General features: G+C 39.0%; 18 protein-coding genes. 13 read left to right on the top strand and 5 right to left on the bottom strand.

The genetic code is table 11. The features are described from left to right. Window positions 1-138: 138 nt before the first annotated feature. Both L0668_RS10505 and L0668_RS10510 read right to left on the bottom strand, forming a co-directional pair. Window positions 139-1,155 carry an aspartate-semialdehyde dehydrogenase gene (locus L0668_RS10505; RefSeq protein ID WP_235312406.1) on the bottom strand — a complete coding sequence of 339 codons (1,017 nt, stop codon included), beginning with the start codon at window positions 1,153-1,155 and terminating at the stop codon, window positions 139-141. Window positions 1,156-1,219: 64 nt separating this feature from the next. Beyond that, window positions 1,220-2,341: a 4-phosphoerythronate dehydrogenase gene (locus tag L0668_RS10510; RefSeq protein WP_235312408.1), complete on the bottom strand. Its 1,122-nt coding sequence runs from the start codon at window positions 2,339-2,341 to the stop codon at window positions 1,220-1,222. A gap of 254 nt (window positions 2,342-2,595) precedes the next feature. Here L0668_RS10510 and L0668_RS10515 point away from each other — a divergent pair, with 254 nt between their 5' ends. After that, window positions 2,596-4,065 carry an MFS transporter gene (locus L0668_RS10515; protein ID WP_235312409.1) on the top strand — a complete coding sequence of 490 codons (1,470 nt, stop codon included), beginning with the start codon at window positions 2,596-2,598 and terminating at the stop codon, window positions 4,063-4,065. 79 nt (window positions 4,066-4,144) lie between these two features. Then, window positions 4,145-5,164, top strand: a complete 1,020-nt coding sequence (locus L0668_RS10520) for a glycoside hydrolase family 43 protein (protein WP_235312410.1) — start codon at window positions 4,145-4,147, stop codon at window positions 5,162-5,164. Between the two features lie 43 nt (window positions 5,165-5,207). Here L0668_RS10520 and L0668_RS10525 read toward each other — a convergent pair whose 3' ends face one another. Beyond that, window positions 5,208-6,185 (bottom strand): hypothetical protein, encoded by a 978-nt coding sequence (locus L0668_RS10525; RefSeq protein WP_235312411.1) that lies wholly within the window; start codon window positions 6,183-6,185, stop codon window positions 5,208-5,210. Between the two features lie 379 nt (window positions 6,186-6,564). On the opposite strand from L0668_RS10525, the gene L0668_RS10530 reads away from it, so the two are divergent. The 3 genes from L0668_RS10530 (at window position 6,565) to L0668_RS10540 (ending at window position 8,785) form a co-directional block, all read left to right on the top strand. Continuing rightward, entirely contained in the window at window positions 6,565-6,966 is a 402-nt protein-coding gene (locus L0668_RS10530) for a hypothetical protein (protein WP_235312412.1), read from the top strand. Window positions 6,967-6,986: 20 nt separating this feature from the next. Beyond that, window positions 6,987-7,301, top strand: coding sequence for a helix-turn-helix transcriptional regulator (locus L0668_RS10535; RefSeq protein WP_235312413.1), 315 nt, complete (start codon window positions 6,987-6,989; stop codon window positions 7,299-7,301). 149 nt (window positions 7,302-7,450) lie between these two features. Further along, window positions 7,451-8,785, top strand: a complete 1,335-nt coding sequence (locus tag L0668_RS10540; RefSeq protein ID WP_235312415.1) for an alginate lyase family protein — start codon at window positions 7,451-7,453, stop codon at window positions 8,783-8,785. 48 nt (window positions 8,786-8,833) lie between these two features. On the opposite strand, the gene L0668_RS10545 is transcribed toward L0668_RS10540, so the two are convergent. Together L0668_RS10545 and L0668_RS10550 are read right to left on the bottom strand one after the other, a co-directional pair. Further along, the gene (locus tag L0668_RS10545) at window positions 8,834-10,750 is read right to left on the bottom strand and encodes a sialate O-acetylesterase (protein ID WP_235312417.1); all 1,917 of its coding nucleotides are present in this window, start codon (window positions 10,748-10,750) and stop codon (window positions 8,834-8,836) included. 8 nt (window positions 10,751-10,758) lie between these two features. Continuing rightward, complete coding sequence (locus L0668_RS10550) at window positions 10,759-12,156, bottom strand: sugar porter family MFS transporter (RefSeq protein ID WP_235312419.1); 1,398 nt, start codon at window positions 12,154-12,156, stop codon at window positions 10,759-10,761. Between the two features lie 205 nt (window positions 12,157-12,361). Here L0668_RS10550 and L0668_RS10555 point away from each other — a divergent pair, with 205 nt between their 5' ends. From L0668_RS10555 to L0668_RS10590, 8 genes are all read left to right on the top strand, one after another. Next, on the top strand, window positions 12,362-12,790 hold the full coding sequence (locus L0668_RS10555; RefSeq protein ID WP_235312420.1) for a hypothetical protein: 429 nt from the start codon (window positions 12,362-12,364) through the stop codon (window positions 12,788-12,790). A gap of 69 nt (window positions 12,791-12,859) precedes the next feature. Beyond that, window positions 12,860-13,942 carry a transporter gene (locus tag L0668_RS10560; protein ID WP_235312422.1) on the top strand — a complete coding sequence of 361 codons (1,083 nt, stop codon included), beginning with the start codon at window positions 12,860-12,862 and terminating at the stop codon, window positions 13,940-13,942. 207 nt (window positions 13,943-14,149) lie between these two features. Beyond that, on the top strand, window positions 14,150-15,271 hold the full coding sequence (locus L0668_RS10565) for a phosphoserine transaminase (protein WP_235312425.1): 1,122 nt from the start codon (window positions 14,150-14,152) through the stop codon (window positions 15,269-15,271). Window positions 15,272-15,351: 80 nt separating this feature from the next. Further along, on the top strand, window positions 15,352-16,524 hold the full coding sequence (locus L0668_RS10570) for a phosphoglycerate dehydrogenase (protein ID WP_235312426.1): 1,173 nt from the start codon (window positions 15,352-15,354) through the stop codon (window positions 16,522-16,524). A gap of 133 nt (window positions 16,525-16,657) precedes the next feature. Then, window positions 16,658-17,641: a D-2-hydroxyacid dehydrogenase gene (locus L0668_RS10575; RefSeq protein WP_235312427.1), complete on the top strand. Its 984-nt coding sequence runs from the start codon at window positions 16,658-16,660 to the stop codon at window positions 17,639-17,641. A 25-nt stretch (window positions 17,642-17,666) separates the two neighbouring features. Then, the gene (locus L0668_RS10580) at window positions 17,667-18,209 is read left to right on the top strand and encodes a hypothetical protein (RefSeq protein ID WP_235312428.1); all 543 of its coding nucleotides are present in this window, start codon (window positions 17,667-17,669) and stop codon (window positions 18,207-18,209) included. A gap of 374 nt (window positions 18,210-18,583) precedes the next feature. Further along, window positions 18,584-18,859 carry a DUF2845 domain-containing protein gene (locus L0668_RS10585; protein WP_235312429.1) on the top strand — a complete coding sequence of 92 codons (276 nt, stop codon included), beginning with the start codon at window positions 18,584-18,586 and terminating at the stop codon, window positions 18,857-18,859. Between the two features lie 676 nt (window positions 18,860-19,535). After that, on the top strand, window positions 19,536-19,847 hold the full coding sequence (locus tag L0668_RS10590) for a cupin domain-containing protein (protein ID WP_235312430.1): 312 nt from the start codon (window positions 19,536-19,538) through the stop codon (window positions 19,845-19,847). The last annotated feature ends 542 nt before the right edge of the window (window positions 19,848-20,389 follow it).

The following is a 20,389-nucleotide window of genomic DNA, read 5'->3' on the forward strand; positions in this document are numbered from 1 at the left end:
TTTGATCTATTACTTAGATAAGGCACATAAAATAGCCTCACCTTGCGGCGAAAAACTATAGTAATAGTGTATTTAATCGGCAGTATGAAGAAAATCATTAGAGCCACAAAGGATTGTGGCTCGAGTGGTTTACGAGGCTTACATGTAATCTCGTATTAATACTTCTGCAATTTGTACACTATTTAATGCCGCGCCTTTACGAACATTATCTGCGACAACCCACATATTAATACCATTTGGGTGCGAAATATCATTTCTAACACGGCCAACATACACATCATCATTACCGCTAGCATCACCCACTTGCGTAGGAAATTCTTCGCGATCTGCTCTTAAGGTAATCCCCGGAGTGTTAGCCAATAAATTTTTCACTTCTTCAGCATCAATTGGCGCACGAGTTTCAATATGTATAGCTTCACCGTGACCAAAGAAAACCGGTACACGCACAGCCGTTGGGTTAACTAAAATACTGTCGTCACCCATAATTTTCTTGGTTTCCCACACCATTTTCATTTCTTCTTTGGTGTAGTCATTATCGGTAAACACATCAATTTGAGGAATAACGTTAAATGCGATTTGGCGACTGAAAGATTCAACTTTTACTTCTTTACCACTTAATAAATCAGCGGTTTGTTTAGCAAGTTCATCCATTGCTTCTTTGCCCGCACCAGACACGCCTTGGTATGTACATACATTAATACGTTCAATACCAACGGCATCTTGAATCGGCTTTAAGGCCACCATCATTTGTATAGTTGAACAATTTGGATTAGCAATGATATTACGATTTCTAAAATCTGCTAATGCCTGTGGATTGACTTCTGGCACAACCAAAGGAATATCAGGTTCATAACGGTAGTGTGAAGTATTATCGATGACCACACAGCCAGCATCAGCAGCTATAGGAGCAAATTTTTCAGAAACACTGCCGCCAGCAGAAAAGAAACCAATTTGCACTTGGCTCCAATCAAATTCGTCAGCATTCAATACTGTAATTTCTTCTCCCTTGAAGGTCACCTTACCACCTGCAGAACGCGCACTCGCTAATGGATAAAGTTTATTGACCGGAAATCCTCTTTGTTCAAGAATTTCGATCATATGTTGTCCTACTAATCCAGTAGCGCCCAACACTGCGACATCAAAGGCCCGAGACATGTTTACATTACTCCTAAAAATTTAAATTAAATAATAATAGTGGTTCATTTTTGTGCGACTTATTTTAACACAAAAAACCAAGGTCGTAGATTGCCTTTGAATGAACAAAATTTCCAGTATTAACCTTTATTGCAGAAAACTCTCTTCTTATAGGATAGTGCTTTCGGATATATCTAAACTGCTCGCCACTATTTACCAATTTTTTAAACTGAGCGTCGTCTTTTGCAATATTGTAAACATCAAGCACTAGGTCACTAAGTGAAGACCAATCATCTTGGCTCTTATGCAAATTAATAGAACTAGGCTCTGCAATAGGTAAATAATTACTTAATACTTTTGAGGCTTGTACGCCAAGTTGTTGGCATAAAGCTGTGTACAACATTTCAGTGCCTCTAGCTTTACCTTCAATCGTATGACCTGCAATATGTGCTGTGGCTAATTCGGTAAATGGAATTAAGTCCAAATTAATATTTGGCTCGTTATCCCATACATCTAGGACTAATTTAAACCCCTTGCCTTTTTGTAATAATGCCAACGCTGCGTCGTTATCTAACACTTCACCTCTACAGGCATTAATTAACACTTGTTGCCCAGACAGTTGAGCTAAGCGGTTAGCATCAAACATACTTTCAGTTGGGTGTGGCCCTTCTTTTATCCAAGGCACATGTAAACTAATCACATCACACTGCATAATCTCTTCCATTGAGACTAGATTTCGACTGTCACCCGCTTCTTGTAAAGGCGGATCACATAATTTGTATTCAATACCTAACGCTGACAAGTGTTTAGCTAAAGCCGTTCCCACATGCCCTGCACCAACTATACCTACAGTTTGGTTCTGCACTTGCCAATTATATTTATTGGCAAGCACAAACAAGGTACTTAATACATACTCAGCCACTGCTACGGCATTACAACCACCCGCTGAAACAAAAGGTATACCTTGGGTTTGCAAATAATATTTATCTACATGATCAGTACCCGCAGTCGCCGTGCCTACAAATTTTAGTTTGTTAGCTTGCGATAATAACGCTGGCGTCACTTTAGTAGTTGAGCGAGTTAATAAAACATCAGCATCAGCAATGAGTGCTGGGGTAATGGTTTTATGAGAAAACGCTTCACACTCACCTAAGTCTGCAAAAAACTCCTGCCCATAAGGCATGCTATCTTCGTAATATATTTTCATGGAGTAAACAAAAGTTAAAAAGTCATTCAGATATACATTATGTCACGCCTGAAACCTTTAATGGTATTAGATCAAAAAACCAAATTGCTCTTAGTTATATATCTAAGGTGGATTCGAGCCAATTCAACAAAGTGGATAAACTTATTCAAAACACAGACCAACAAAAAATAACTAGAAAAATGAATTTGGCAATATGAATTTTTTGCGAATTACCTACAATGATCAAACGATAATAATTAACAAGTGACTAACAAATGACCAGCAGTACTGAAAAACTCTCTGTTACTGAAAAAATCGGCTACAGCCTAGGTGACTTAGCAGCTAATTTAGTGTTTCAAACCCTAGTGACCTTTATTGCGTTTTTTTACACAGACGTCTACAAAATTCCAGTTGAGTCTGCCACTAAAGTTATTTTTGTTTGTGGTCTAATCGCAGCATTTTTTAATCCACTTATGGGCATGATAGCCGATAGGACCCAAACCCGTTGGGGTAAGTTCAGACCTTGGATATTGTGGACAGCGGTACCTTTTGGGGTATTGGCGTTATTAGCGTTTAGCACACCGAACTTTGGCCCAGACGGTAAAATTTACTATGCCTTTGTCACCTATTTACTGCTGTTGTTAGTCTATTCTGCTAACAACCTACCCTATTCAGCATTAAGCGGTGTAATCACCGGCAATATGCAAGAACGTAATAGCATGTCAGCCTACCGATTTGTTGCGGTAATGGTCGCTCAATTCATCATTCAAGTATTATTACTTCCTTTAGTATTAATAGCTGGAGACGGCGATAAAGCCTTAGGTTTTGAGAAGGTGATGACCTTTTTATCTATTGCTGGTGTCATTATGTTTTTGATTACCTTTTGGACTACAAAAGAGAGAGTGGTGCCAAAACCCGAACAAAAATCAACGATTGCAGAAGACCTAAAAGACCTATTTGGTAACAAACCTTGGATAATCATGCTGATTGTAACCATTCTTGTTTTTGTTACCTTAGCGCTCAAAGGTGGTATGTATATCTTCTATTTTGAAAACTATCTTGATGCATCACAAATTGCTCTTTTCCTAGAAAACATTGGCTTTAACAGCTTTATCAATGGTTTAAATAATCTATTAACCGGCATTGGCTTAACTGAATTTAGATGGCCTGAAGATCCTGCCACATCAGGCTTCGCCTTATTTAATGCTGGTGGCATTATATTTATGATTATTGGCATTGGATTTTCTAAATCCCTAGCTGACAAATACGGTAAACGTGAAGTATTTGGTGGGTCATTATTTATGTCGACTGTGTTTATTTCAGTCTTTTATTTCTATCCTCCTGATGCTATTGGCATAGTATTTACATCACAAGTATTACATGGTTTTTTCTACGGAATTTCTACACCATTGTTATGGGCGATGATCGCTGATGTAGCTGATTATTCAGAGTGGAAAACCGAGCGCAGAGCCACAGCCATTATATTCTCAGCTATGATAGTTGGCCTTAAAGTTGGCTTGACCTTAGGTTCATCTATCTTATCGAGTATTCTTGATTATTATGATTACAGTGCCGATTTAGTCACCCAAATGCCGGATACCATTAACGGTATTAAGTTATCGGTCAGTATATTCGCCTCAATTCCATTCTACTTAGCTGTAGCTTGTTTATTTGCTTACAGTATTAACAAGGCCATGGAACAAAAGATTGAACAAGACCTAACCGCCAGACGTCAGGCTAGTTAACCCTAGTTTATAAATTAGTCATTAGAGCTGAGCACAACCAGATTATTGGTTGTGCTTATTAACACAACGAGTACTAAGTATGTCAGAAGAATTATTGCCCACAGAAGAACTACAAGCCTTAAAATCCAAGGCTATATCCCAACCATTAGTTGAAAACATTTATACCGCGGATCCTTCAGCCCATGTGTTTGACGGCAAAATTTATATCTACCCGTCTCACGATATTGAAGGGGGTATTCCTTTTAATGACAATGGTGATCACTTTGATATGCAAGATTATCATGTGCTTTCCATGGACTCGTTAGACAGCCCAGCGGTAGATAATGGTCAAGCGTTACATGTTAAAGACGTACCATGGGCCCAGCGCCAAATGTGGGCCCCAGATGCAGCTAAAAAAGGCGATAAGTATTATTTGTATTTTCCAGCTAAAAAAGCCGATGGAATTTTTCAAATTGGCGTGGCGGTTAGCGATTCACCAGTAGGCCCATTTACAGCAGAGCCCGAAGCCATTAAAAATAGCTACAGTATTGATCCAGCCGTTTTCGAAGACGATGACGGTGATTACTACATGTACTTTGGCGGAATTTGGGGAGGCCAATTACAAAACTATCGTGAGCATAAATATGATGCAAACTTAACTGAGCCTGCCGACGATGAACCCGCTCTAGGGCCAATAGTCGCTAAAATGGCAGACGACATGTTGGAGTTTGCTGAAGCCCCTACAGAACTGACAATATTAGATGAAAATGGTCAGCCTTTACTTGCCGGAGATCATGATAGACGTTTCTTTGAAGCGGCCTGGATGCACAAGTACAATGGTAAATATTACTTCTCTTATTCAACCGGTAATACCCATTTCTTATGTTACGCCACAGGTGATAGCCCATATGGCCCATTTACTTATGGTGGTAAAATACTAGAGCCAGTTTTAGGTTGGACAACCCACCACTCTATCGCAGAGTTTGAAGGTAAATGGTACTTGTTCTATCACGATTCATCTTTGTCAGGCGGAGTTACTCATTTACGTTCGGTCAAAATGGCAGAAATTCAATATCGAGCAGACGGTTCAATTATTACTTTGAAGCCATATCGAGATTAATCCTGCAACACTTGGCATCTTAGTGATAAAGAAGTCATTATCTTCATGGAAGATCAAACTGTGAGACATCTATGGATATAATTGAACTTTGAGAGTAACAAGAATAAATTAACTTATTATTTTTAATATCAACTCCATGAGGAAAGTCTTGACATGAAATTTTTTTAACCAGTTTTAATTTTTTGTCATTAATTTTAAATATACCAATGTAACCTTTTTGTTTATTACCATTGTGTAGCGAATAATAATGATACCCATCATAAAATTTATGTCCATCTACCTGTGTAGATGGAAGTTCTAGCCAATCGACTAAATTTAATTTACCAGCTTCAAAACAATATAAGTTTATCCGTGTTTCAAGAGTGGCTTCAGGTTCTGTTGTTGAGCCAATTTGTTTATCAGTTCCTAAAACAAAATACTGAGCCTCTTTTCCTATGGTTTTAATTCTATGAAACTTTTCTAGCTCAATAGGCATAACAGACACAGCCCCTGTTTCAGTATTATAAACAGTCAGACCATTACTATATACTGAGCCTAAATATAGGATCTTGTTTTCAGAAAAACATCCGTGATAAAAACAGTCACCAATATTTAATGTTTCTCTGTATACCAATTTATTATCGATTACTTCAACCATACAAGATCGATTACTATATTCAGACATATAAACACGGTTATCAACCAGAGTGATTAAGTCAGGATGAAAAAAACGTTTACCGCGCCAAATATCTTTTAGATTCCATTTATATTTTGTGGTATCTAAAATAAGTGAATCAATAATAATAAACTTATTTTGAACCTGTTTTACTAAATACAATTTCGCAGCGGCTCTATGCGCCACAACTAGTAAGGTATCGCTGAGATATTTTACATCAGTAACGGTTGCAATACGTTTTTGGCCTTTTAAATAAAACTCCCCTTGTAGCCAATATACTGAATTTAACTTTCGTTTCTGAGATACAGTTTCTTTGATGACAAGCTCGCTTACCTCTTCAACAATATGAAACTCTGTAACGTCCATTAAGTTTTCCTTACTTTCCGAAAATACATTACCATTCATATTTAAATAACAATATTATTATAAATAACTTTATAAAGGATAAAAATAATATCGTAAGTGTTATGTTTTGTCAGCCAAAATTCAACAACCAATACCCTACTCCAGTCAACAACACTTATTTAAGGATATGTATCTCCGTTATAAATTAATCAATATTTATCAATATGTTACTTCCAATAATTAATATGACAGCCAGTCTGTCATATGCCAAACTATGTGACTGTCATAGCAATGACGTAGTGAAAACTTAACATCGATGTTTTACTTGCCACTCATTAAAAATAGAGGCAATACAATGACTACCACTTCACAATCACACATGACTAACTTGGATAAAAATATGAAATCAGTCTCAATAAGAAATGGCTATTGGTTTTATTTTGAAGTAGATGGGTTAGATATAGCAGCCCACGGCTCTGCTTATTCAGGTTTGGAAATTGTTTATATAAATGACAATCCAGTGTCAGAAAAAAGAAATCTTTTCAGCACTAACGGTACTCACGTTTTTCAACATCAAGGTAAAGAATATAAAGTTATTTTCGAGACGACGAGTATTTTAAGAGGCGAATTGATTTGTAAGCTCTATATTGATGGAAAATCATATGCGGAGCAAACCAAAGCCTACGTAGAAAGCAGTGCTAAAGGAGCTAAAACCTTTCTCAAATCATTTCTAACTTTTGTTGTAATAGGTGGTGGAGTCGGCTTTTTGGTAGGTTATTTAGCTCGCATTTTCGCAGGTTAATGTTGCAGCGGTTTATCTGAATGGAAATTAACAACCAAATAATCAAACAACTTCGCATTGACCGAAATTGGACTCAACAACATTTAGCTGATGCCTGTGATATCAGTTTACGTACGGTGCAACGTATAGAAAAGTTTGGCAACGCATCAACCGAAAGTGTCATGAGTTTGTGTGCAGTTTTTGAAATCAACAAACAAGACATCTGTACTGTACCTAAAGTAAAGCCACAGCAATTAGAGACTGTAACTGTAAAATCTTATTTTTTACTTATGTTAGTAGCTTTATCTATAGGGGTTGTCTTAGGTGCATTTATCACCTATTTTTTGATGTTATAAGTAACTCTAGCCTTTGCTTCTTCCATAGGCGGGAGTTTTACTTTTTAGGCCTCTGCCAACACGAACACTTGTCATACATCAGATAATAAGTTGACTCTCCTATGCAAAATATCTATAACAACATATTTAGATCACGTTTAGGCAATAAGATGTCAATCAAGCATAACCTTACATTTTATACTTTAGTAACTTGCTCTTTAGTCATGGCAAGTTGTCAATCCACAGGCAGCTCATTTCGGGCGCAAAGTATAGAGCCAAACAAAACTATTACAGTCAATCAAGAGTGGCTGGATGCAAGTTACGATAACTACCAAAAGGGTGATGTATTACTCAATAGAGTGGTAAAAAGTTTAGTCAGCAAGGCAGATAAAGCCTTAACCCAAGCACCCGTTTCAGTATTAGATAAAACCCTAACTCCGCCAAGTGGTAACAAAAAAGATTACATGAGTGTTGGTCCCTACTGGTGGCCTAACCCTGACACCCCCAATGGTATGCCTTGGATAAAAAAAGACGGCCAAGTTAACCCCAGCAGCAAAACCAACGGCTCAGATAAAACAGCAATGAATGAAATGTTGTTTCAAGTTAGTGACTTAGCATTAGCCTATCACTATACCAAAAATAAAAGTTACGCAGCTCATGCCGCCAAATTAATCAACACTTGGTTTTTAGATCCTGCAACAGGAATGAATCCTTCTTTGGATTATGGACAAGCGATTCCCGGCGCGGAAGATGGTCGTAAATATGGCATTATTGAAACTCGTTGGTTTATGCGCCTGATTGACGATGTGTCACTTATTTCAGAGTCAGGTCACTTCCCACCTGAACTGCAACTTCAGTTCAAGCACTGGATCAGTCAGTACTTAGATTGGTTATTAACCAATAAGTTAGGTATTGAAGAATGTAATGCGCACAACAACCACGGGACATACTGTGAAGCGCAAGTGGCAAATTTTGCGCTCTATATTGGCAAGTTTTCACTCGCTAAAAAGTATATCGAACGAGTATTTCAACAGCGTCTAGAAAAACAAATTGATAAAACCGGTGCCCAACCCGAAGAATTGTCTAGAACACGTCCACTACATTATTCACTGTTTAATTTAGAGGCTTATTTTTATGTAGCGAGAGTGGGCGACCATCTTGGCTTAGATATGTGGCATTACCAAACTAAAGGTGGTAAATCGTTAAAACAAGCCATCGACTTCCTATTACCCGCAATCACTCAACAGGGGTATTGGAAAGATGTAAAACATAAAAAAATGCGTGTAGGACGCCTATTCTATTTTTTACAAGTCGCCCATGAAAAGTATGGAGAAAACAAATACCTTGAAAGCATAGAGCAACTTGTTCCAATAGTGGCAAATGAAGATAGAAGCGAACTTTCACAGTGCCTTCTTATTACAAAAGCTTCATCTGTGATCACGAGTAAAGAACTAGAATTAATGGATCCTGATGGTAAAAAATCTCAATATCGTTGTTACTATTAGTGGCTTTAAGTCCTAGTGTAATATTGCAATAAAAGCCCAAATGGGCTTTTATTTTAAGGTATCAACTGTCCAATCATCGGTTCTAAAAGGTACAGCTGGTAATTGCTGCTCGTTAACTAAATTCACATTAGGGTAATCTGCCCAAGCATAACGTACCGCCTTGGGTCTGGCGATTTTAGGGCTAGACACAACAACTTTATTACCTCTAATTTTAGCGTCTGCCTGATAAAATTTTCGATCTTCACCTGCAATGATAAATCCGGTGGGCATTTTACCATCAGAAGTCGTTAAGCTCTGCGTCACATCAAAAGTCAGTACCAGCTCATTACCTTGAATATTATGACGAATGTAATCAGGACCACTAGCAACCACATCTTTGCCGTATACCTTTTTGGCAGCTTGTAACCAAAGACGATGACCTACATCTTGTTTATTCCGAGGATGAATATCGTTCGGGTTACCTACATCAATTGCCACTGCCATTCCCGTGTTATCCAAGGCCAGTGTTTCTCTTTGTGCATCTCTCAAATAGGCCCAACCACTCTTAGGTTGCAAGTCACTCGGTTGTTGAAAAGCGGCAAGTTGTACAAACAAAAATGCTAGGTTTGGGTTATTAGCACGCGTGCGCCAGTTGGTGATCATGGCACTAAATAAATCATGGTACAAAGCGTGTTCATTAGCATTACTTTCGCCTTGATACCAGATCACTCCTTTACTGACGTATGGCAGCAAGGGGTGCAACATAGCGTTATACAAAAAGCTCGCTGTATTACTATATCGATTCACTTTAGGCATAGTTTGCTCAAGGGTATTGTTGTAAAACCACTGCCCTTCTAGATTCACTTTTTGTGTAGAGGTTTCTACCATAAGTTCGCCACTACGACCCAACTTAACTTTATTATTCCAACTGTTAACTAGGCGCAATGTGATCAGGTTTTCACCTTGTTTAAAAGCTGATTTATCTATACTGAAACTAGTATTTGAATCTTGCCCCGTTTTTTTAGATACAAGCTTTTCATTAATAAAAATTAAACCCTCTTGTTCCATGTGCCCCAAATGGAGAGTCAGATCGGCACTTGGCTGCTGAGACAAGTTGAAAGTTTTACGTAACCAAACAAAGTCAGTAATAGGTTCAGTAGTAGGAACCGTCACTGGTTTCCAATCAGATAAGTCAATAGAGGTTTTATAAGCGCCTGTGTCTAATGCAAATTGTTCATTACCAATAAGACTATATTTAAGCTCTGCTCGTTTTTCATTTTCAGCAAACACAGTAGGCCAGTTTTTGGTTTTTGCTATCTCGTTGACTCTTTGTGCATAACCTGGCACTAATTTAGCTGCATCAGCATCCATCCATGCTTCAGCTGGAGTCCCCCCCCAATTGGATTCAAGAATACCTACGGCTACATTTTCTTCTAAGTGTAACTTTTTAGCAAAAAACCAAGCTACAGCCGAAAATTCGGCCGCATTTTCAGCATTAGCTAACTTCCATTCACTGGCAGGTAAGGATTTTTCTTTTTGATGTGAAACTGTATTCGGCACATCAAAAAAACGAATGGCTGGATAGTTAGCATCTAACAACTCTTGCTCAAAGTTATCTACTTGCCATGCTAATTTCCATTCCATGTTCGACTGGCCACCAGCAATCCATACATCACCAAAGTACACATCGTTCAATTCAATAGTTTGGTCAGCAGCAATGGTTACCTTTAGAGGCCCACTCTTACTAGTTGCAGGAAAATGTACTTTCCAGTCACCTTTTGAATCAGCAACAGTCGTAACGGATTGCCCTTTGATAGAAACTGTGACGGATTGATTGGCATCAGCTGTACCCCAAAACAATACGGGCTTGTCTCGTTGTAACACCATATGGTCACTAAATAATGAAGGTAGTTTTACACTAGCATTGGCCCATGGAACCAATGCCAAACAAGCCACAATAATCCATAACTTAAAATACTTGTTCATGTGATTCATTAACCCTGCATTTCTTCTAATTCTTTACCTTTGGTTTCGTATACAAACTTAGCAACAAAGAAGATTGAAATAATGGCACATACTGAATACAAGCCATAAGCTCCAGCAAGGCCTATACCAGTAAGTAAGATTGGGAATGTCATAGTGATAATAAAGTTAGTCACCCACTGAGCAACACCTGCTACCGCTAAGCCTGAACCACGAATTTGATTCGGGAACATTTCACCTAACATTACCCACATGATAGGGCCCCAAGACAGATTAAAGAAAAACACATAAGCGTTGGCTGCGATCAAGGCAACTATACCAAATTCCCCCATTTCTAGGTCACCCGAGGCGCCAACTGCCGAGTTTAAAAATGCAAACACCATAGTACTCAAGGTCACTGCCATACCAATAGAACCTATCATCAAGAAAGGTTTACGGCCTACTTTGTCGATTAAATACATAGTAATCACGCATGCTGCAATACTCACCGCACCACTTATGACGTTAATCAATAAGGCATCAGCTTCGGAAAATCCTACGGCTTGCCACAACACAGCGCCGTAATAGAACACCACATTTATACCCACTAACTGTTGCAAGGTAGCTAAACCAATACCAATCCACATAATGCTACGCACTTTACCTGTGGCTTTGTCGACTAAATCAGATAGTTTAGGCTCGTGTCTATCACCCGCTAACGATTGTTGTATTTCAACTAACTTTTGTTCTCCACTGGCACCATATAATTTGTTTAACACTAGCCCTGCTTGTTGATCTTTTTTATTCAACACTAAATATCTTGGGCTTTCAGGGATAAACATCAATAACACAAAAAATAACACGGCTGGCACTAACTCAATCCAAAACATCCAGCGCCACGCTTCAAAGTCCATCCAAAACTTAGCCGTTGATTCGCCAGCAATGTCAGCCAAAAGGTAATTACTCACAAAGGCACAAAACAAACCTGTGATAATAGCCACTTGTTGGATAGAAGATAAACGCCCACGTAACCGTGCAGGGGCAATCTCGCTAATGTAAGCAGGGGTCATAACCGACGCAGCCCCAACCGCTAAACCACCTAGAATTCGATACACGATAAACTCAATAGAAGAGGTGGCGATACCAGAGCCCCAAGCACTGACAATAAACAAAATCGCCGCAACAATAAGTAAAGATTTACGACCATATTTATCGGCCAACCTACCAGCGGTAAAGGCACCTACCGCACAACCAAGTAACATGCTGGCCACGTTAAATCCTGTACCTATGCTATCTGAATTAAATGCAGCACTTAAACCATCAACTGTACCGTTAATTACGCCACTATCAAAACCAAATAGAAACCCACCTATGGTAGCCACACAGCTCACCAAAACGATAAACAACATATTGTCAGTATTTTGAGTCACAACTTGTACCTATAAAATTAATATTATTTTTGTGAGCGTATGGTGAAGCATCATCATTGAGTTGTAAATGCATCCACGTATTTAGGTAAATAAAAAGTTAAATTAGGGAATAGTCTTCTGAGTAAATTAGATCAAAATTATCCCTTGAGGTTTGCTTAAGTTCAGCTTTAGAATGATAATATTCTTAGATTATGAGTAGTGCATTTTGTTTCGGCATACAACCACTAAAAATCATGCTGTTTTATTATGCTTGGTGTTCGCTCTGTTTTTTAACAGTGTGGGTACCTTGTTTGCGGCATCGTCTTTAGTATCCCAAGCAAAAAGTTTTACTAACCAAGATGTTGAACTTATTTGTACCGGCTCGACTTTCAAATGGATGTCGGTATCTCACTATCAGCAAACCGGAGAAATATTGTTTGTTGATGCACCAGACAATGCACCTGATGGATTCGAGCACATCAAATGTTCGTATTCTTATTTAAACGATAACAACTCAGAGCAGGCTTTAATCAGCACGCAAGCCAGCTTAGCTTATGAACCTTTTTCTAATCAAACCATTGAATTTATCAATGCTGAATATATAAACCGTAAACATCAACTCGCCCCTTCTAGAGCACCACCTACAAAAATGTAATCTGCGGCTTAATCGCCAAATCATAATCATACATTTTAAATTTCAATTAATTTTTGTAGAGAACAATACATGTTTAGACGTACCTCTTTGGCAATCGCTGTTATTTCATCTGGTTTAGTAAGCTTTTCTTCGGTAGCAGATACATCTCATTCAACGAGTCAAAAAGCGACTCGCGCCATAACCCACGCGCCAATTGGTGTAATGGGCGACCATACTCATTCAAAGGGTGAATTTATGCTCTCATACCGAATGATGAGCATGGAAATGTCGGGCAATATTCAAGGCAGTGATTCTATTTCAAACGACAGCATAGCCACCACAGTCGCTAATCCCTACGCCAATCCTCCCATGTCACCACCTACAGTGAGAGTAGTGCCTCAAGATATGAGCACCCAAATGCACATGTTTGGCTTTATGTATGCCCCAACCGATGACATAACCTTGATGGCCATGATTAACTATTTAGACAAGGACATGACATTAACCACCTATCAAGGCGGCATGGGCACCAATGTATTAGGAAATTTTGATACAGCAAGTTCTGGTTTAGCCGACAGCAAACTTGCTATGCTTTACCGCTTATTTGATTCAAGCAATCATAAACTGCACGCTAATATTGGTTGGATTATTCCAACTGGATCAGAAGAAGAAACTGCTGAAGTGCTGACTCCCATGAATATGCGTATGACCATGCGTTTACCCTACGGCATGCAATTAAGTAGTGGCAGCCATCAAGGCGAATTAGGCCTGACTTATAATGGTTTTGCTCACAACATTAGTTGGGGCGCGCAAGCCTTATATACCAGTACCCTAAATGAAAATGACCAAGACTATGAAGTAGGTGACAAGTTACAACTTACTGCTTGGAGCGCTTACGCTGTGTCAGATAGTTTGAGTACATCTGCTCGGCTTAAATACACACACACCGGAGACATTAGCGGTGCAGATATGATGATAATGGCACCAGTGACCACAGCCAATCCAGCTAACTATGGTGGTGATATGTTAGAACTAGCAATTGGAGTTAACACAGTTGTTGCAGGGCAGCATAGATTGGCATTCGAATATCAAATTCCACTTAGCCAAGATGCAAATGGTGTACAAATGGAAATGGACAGTATGTGGACAGTAGGTTATCAAGTAGCGTTTTAATTTTCTCGAACAATCTGGTCACCAAATAAGTTATCTTGGTGACCAAGTTTAATGGTTCTCACTTCTGCCTTAGAGCCAACAAGAAGAAAAACTCTGTAATTAACACCAACTAATATAATTCATATCACTTGATTATTGGTCAAGCACCCCAATCCTTGTATTCTTGCTCAACAAACATTTTACATAATTTTTACCTAGAGAATTTTCATGCAACCAAGTCTAAAACCCGCTAATCCTAATTTTTCATCAGGCCCCTGTGCTAAACGCCCAGGATACGACGTCAGCAAACTAGATTTATCTGTATTAGGTCGCTCACATCGTGCCGCCATCGGTAAAAAAGCACTGAAAAGTGCCTGTTTAGATACGGCTAAGATACTAGGTTTACCTGAAGGTTACCGTGTTGCTGTGGTTCCAGCATCTGATACAGGCGCTATGGAAATGGCCATGTGGTCTATGTTGGGTGAACGCCCAGTAGATGTTTTGTATTGGGAATCATTTGGACAAGGTTGGGCAACCGACATTACTAAACAATTACAATTAGAAAACACCCGAGTCCTAAACGCCGACTACGGCCAAATTCCTGATTTGTCAGAAGTAAACTGTGATAACGATGTGGTCTTTACGTGGAACGGTACTACCTCAGGGGCCAAAGTGCCGAATGCAGATTGGATTAGTGACGAACGTAAAGGGTTAACCTTTTGTGATGCCACCTCTGCAGTATTTGCCCAAAAAATGGATTGGACAAAATTAGACGTGATCACCTACAGCTGGCAAAAAGTGTTAGGCGGTGAAGGTGGTCACGGCATGTTGATCCTTAGCCCACGGGCAGTAGCTCGTTTAGAAAGTTATACTCCGCCTCGTCCTTTGCCTAAAATTTTCCGTATGACTAAAGGCGGAAAACTAATTGAAGATTTGTTTACTGGTGCCACTATCAACACCCCATCTATGTTATGTGTGGTGGATTATTTAGACGCACTTAGCTGGGTCGAATCAGTCGGCGGTGTTGAAGGCACTATCAAGCGTTGTGATCAAAACCTAGCAACCATAGCCGAGTTTGTTGGCAAACATGATTGGATTGATTTTTTAGCTCAAGACGAAACTATTCGCTCTAATTCAAGTGTCTGTTTAAGCCTTGATTTAACTCCTGAGCAAGTAAAATCAGTAGTAAAATTACTCGATACTGAAGGCGTTGCTTATGACATAGGTGCCTATCGAGACGCACCAGCTGGCTTGCGTATTTGGTGTGGTGCCACCATTGAAAATAGTAATCTTCAAGCATTATTGCCCTGGTTAGAATGGGCTTACGCTGAAGTAAAATCAGCTAGTTAAATCGACATAATAGGCCAGTAACTAAGTCAAACAATCACACTCGAGTCAAAGAAGAAAAACAATAATAAATAAGGATTAACATGTACAAAATTAAAACCTTTAACCAAATTTCTGTAAAAGGCTTAGACCGTTTTGGTCGCGACAAATATGAAGTGGGTTCCGACATAGGTCACCCTGATGCCATTTTATTACGCAGCCACAAATTGCATAACGAAGTATTGCCTGATTCAGTTTTAGCCATTGCACGAGCAGGTGCTGGGGTCAATAACGTGCCAGTAGACGACTACAGCAAAAAAGGCATAGTGGTATTTAATACTCCTGGTGCCAATGCTAACGCAGTAAAAGAACTAGTTTTAGCCGGTATGTTATTAAGTTCTCGTGGAATCAAAAATGGTATCGATCACGTAAAAACCTTACATGATATTAGTGATGCTGCTGAATTACATAAAACCTTAGAAGCTCAAAAGAAACAATTTGCTGGTCAAGAGCTTAAAGGTAAAACTTTAGGCATTATTGGTTTAGGTGCCATTGGCTCTTTAGTGGCAGATATGGCTCTAGCTCTAGGTATGAACGTGGTAGGTTACGATCCAGCTTTGTCTATTGAAGCGGCATGGCGTTTATCGAGCGATGTGCAACGTGCTGAAAACATGCATGCTTTGTTAGCCCGTTGTGACTACGTAAGTCTTCATGTTCCGGCTATTAAGCCTACCTTAAATATGATTAATGAAGATGCACTCGCCCAAGCTAAACCTGGCTTAGTGTTAGTTAACTTTGCTCGTGAATCCATTGTTGATCCAAACGCTATTGCTAAAGCGCTGGACAAAGGCCAGTTACGTACTTATGTGTGTGACTTCCCTGAGCCAATCTTCTATGGAAGAGATGATGTAATAGCCATGCCGCACATAGGTGCATCTACAGCAGAAGCTGAAGAAAACTGTGCGATTATGGCAGCCGATCAAATAATGGACTTTCTTGAAAATGGCAACATTAAAAATTCAGTAAACTTTCCTGCGGCAGCCATGCCCAGAGTAGAAGGCCAACGTATTGTTTTTACTAACGAAAACGTACCTAAAGTATTAGGCAGCGTATTATCTGTATTAGCCGATCACAACGTGAACGTATTAGACATGATGAACAAAAGCCGTGGCGATTTAGCCTACAACATACTTGACGTTGAACAAATGGATAATGGTCACGTAATTGATGCTATCAAAAACATCGAACATGTAACAACAGTGCGATTAATTGACTAATTATTTTTAAAAGATTAAAGCCTAATCAAAATTTTTTGATTAGGCTTTTTTGTATAAGCAGCTCAATTTACCTTGTACTTACTTTACTAAATTCGTAAGCTCAAAAAACTTTATAACTGATAGTAATTAGTCCATGCAGGCAGTATTTTTAGATCAACAAACCTTTAATCCAAACATTTCACTACAAGCCATTGAAAAACAAGTAGATATGTTAACTTGTTTTGCCGTTACATCAGCTGACCAAGTCGTAGAGCGCTGCAAAAACGCCGACATTATTATTACCAATAAAGTGGTTTTGAACGCGGACATACTTAAACAGTTACCCAAACTACAACTCATATGTATTTCCGCAACAGGCACCAACAATGTTGATCTTAAAGCTGCAAAAAAATTAGGTATTGTGGTATGTAATGTTAGTGGTTATTCAACTCCAAGTGTAAGCCAATATGTGTTTGCCCAGATGCTTGAGTATTATAACCAAACCAGTCATCACAATCACAATACCACTCAGGAAAAATGGCAAAATAGTGACACCTTTTGTTATCACGGCAATGGCTTTAGTGAGCTTGCGGGAAAAACTCTTGGCATAGTGGGTTATGGCAACTTAGGCCAAGCAGTGGCCAAAATTGCCGACGCTTTTGGTATGCAGGTATTAATTTCTGAAAGGCCAAATGCCGATACTATTCGCCCTGGTAGAAGTAGCCTTGAGCAAGTTTTATCACATGCTGATGTGGTGTCATTACATTGCCCACAAACCCCTGAGACTGAAAACCTAATCAATAGCCAAACACTTGCTAAAATGAAACCCTCAGCCATGTTAATCAACACAGCCCGAGGGCCAGTGGTCAATAGTCAAGACTTATTCGTAGCCTTACAAAACAAACAAATCGCCTATGCAGTATTAGATGTATTAGAAGTTGAGCCACCGCCAGCAGATCATGTATTACTACAAGCTATCTCCGAGAAACAATCAGCGACACCACTAGATAACTTAAAAATCACCGCTCACATTGCCTGGGGCAGCATAGAAGCCCAACAAAGGTTGTTAAATTTAATAGCAGATAATATTGCTGAGTTTAAATCAGGTGGGCAACTCAATAGAGTTGAAGGCGTTTAAATTGATCATTATTTGGTACTAAAGAATGTCTCTAATTCTAGTGTCTGATGTGTTTGGGAGCACGCCAGCATTATTAAAACTTAAAGAGCAGCTAAACGCTGACCTCATAATCGATCCTTATCTAGGACAGAGCATGGGGTTTAAAGATGAATCAGCAGCATATACACATTTTATGGAAGAGGTGGGGCTCGAAGAGTATGTGTCAAACCTAATAAAAATACTGGATTCAATCAAGGAACAAACTACCTTAATTGGTTTCAGCGTTGGAGCAACGGCAATCTGGAAGTTATCACAGGATTCTGAACACAATATTAAACAAGCGCTTTGTTATTACGGTTCACAAATTAGAAACTTCACAACAATTCCCCCAAGTTTTACAACCCATCTAGTGTTCCCCAAAAGTGAACCTCACTTTGATGTTTGCAAGCTAAACCAACAACTTTCAAATAAAGAAAACGTCACAACTACCCAAGTCGACTACCTACATGGCTTTATGAACTTCCATTCCAAAAACTTCAACAAAACAGGTTACGAAGAACAATTGGAGTTTTTACTAAAAGCCCTTTAGCTATAGATAGAATGGAGTATCGAAATTACAGATATATTGGATATTTTGATATCATTAAAGAGTGTTCGATTCCCGTTAAATCGGCGTTTATTTTCAATCAGACCACAAGTTAAGCGTAAGGTTCTGAACTCCCCTCAAGTGCTATTTTTTTGAATTTTCCAATCTTCGTAGCCAAAACGACAAAGGTCTGGCTTCCAAAGAACAAGTCAATAAAATTTGACTACGCTAGTATTTTATTTTCTATTGCAAACAGCGCAATAAAACTGCCAAACTGGGTTCACAATTTATTGAGGTGTTATGTTTCAATTGATATCGCATGACTGGATTGTGTTTTCATAGATTTATAGCACTCGAAAAAATAAGGTATTTTTGAAATGCAATTTTTTGCGATATTTTTGTTATTTATTAGTATGTCCGCAATAGCTCAGGACACTAGCCGTGTGAGCAATATAAAGTGTAAAGGAGGTTGGATTTCCACTGGCACAAGTAAATTAGAAGTAATTTCGTATTGTGGTCAACCTAAGTATACGGATGTTACTTCTGGGGCTAATACGGTAAAAACTGAAGATTTACTTTATACCATCAAACACAAAGATTACATTATCTCATTTCGCAATGGCAAAGTTGTGCGTTTAGGGGCTGTCAAATAGAAAATAACATAAACATCCGTTGCTTGTTATGCGAGCAACATAATCGAGTAGCCGGAGGTTTCTAAACTCCAGCTCCCACAACAACGTGCATGCGGCTCCGCATATTACTAAAAGGATTTAGGAGGTAGAGTGAAGCTGGATGCCAAAGCCGAAGGTGTTTCACTTAGAATAGTGAAGCGCAATCCAACCGTCACGTAGTGAATAAAGCCCTTCGGATTTTAAGTAATCAAGCGATAATGCCTGATTGAATCCCAGTGTTTTAGCAATTGGCCACGATCTTTTATTGGTGATCCCACATGCAACTGCGCATTGACATAATGGGAGTGTCCATATTTGTCTTGGTAAATTTGTTGTAGAAAAAGGTAAAAGCTAAAAAACGGAGAGGCCGTATGTTGATTTTGTTTGATTTGTCATCGTGAAACCTATTCAGGCTTCACCTAGCAACGTGTTTTTTATATTAATTTTAGCCTAGCTCTGGGTCTAGGAGTAGGAGTAGAAACTGCAATTTCCCAATACTTTGATGATTCCACAAATGCATTCGATTTTTATAAACCCGTTTTATTGCTTTAGTCACTTTTGTTGTTTTATCTATTTATAGCGTTGTAAAATATAAAAAATAAAATTAGTGAAAGTACGTATAACAAAAACATCATGGTGAGAATTAGTCAGGAAGTATATGGAAATAATAAGAAGTAAAGAATTTACGGCATCTAGAGCTTGGGGTGCAAAAGATATCTCAAATATGAACGGCATTACCACTCGTTTGCATTGGACAGATCAGCCTTATAAATGGCACATCAATGATGGTGAAGAGGTATTTGCTGTTTTAGATGGTATTGTTGAAATGTTCTATAAAGAAAATAATCTTGAAAAATCAACAATACTAAATGCTGGCGATATATTTTACGCTTCTATAGGTACTGAGCATGTTGCTCACCCTAAAGGTGAAGCTAGAGTCCTAGTAATTGAATCAGAAGGTAGCGTATAGTCGGGTAGCTGCAGGTCTCCTTCAGCCCCCACAACAGTTCCCCTAATAAAACAAAAGCCCAAAATAGAAAATACAAGATAAGAATAAAAAATCACTCTAAAGCCTCGTTAAATTATCGCTATCGGTGTCTTTGTTTTTAGTGGCAACGCCATGCTTTTGATTTACTCGCGTCTCCAAGTTCTCCGAGCAACACTGGCAAATATAGGACAAATTACCAGGATGTAATTTGAGCAATGCCTGTCGGGAACAGATTATTGCGGCCTATATTTGGCAAGTCGCGCAGGTATAAGAACTTGGATTTAGCGCGGCATTTTTTGTTTACTTTTTGCTGCTGTTGGCAAAAAGTAAATCGAGCCGCAGGATGCGGTTTGAACAAAAGCCATGGATGGCGGTGAGCGCAGCTTATAAGTGGGCGTAGCCCATGTCTTTAGTGAACGCAGTGAATAATCCCAGTGTGCGCAGCACATAAGTGAGCGCAGTGAATAATCCCAATAAGCGAAGCTCATAAAGTGGCGCAGCCATTTAAGCAGTGGCAATGCCAC

This window comes from Paraglaciecola algarum (genome assembly GCF_021532655.1).
GTDB classification, from domain to species: domain Bacteria; phylum Pseudomonadota; class Gammaproteobacteria; order Enterobacterales; family Alteromonadaceae; genus Paraglaciecola; species Paraglaciecola algarum.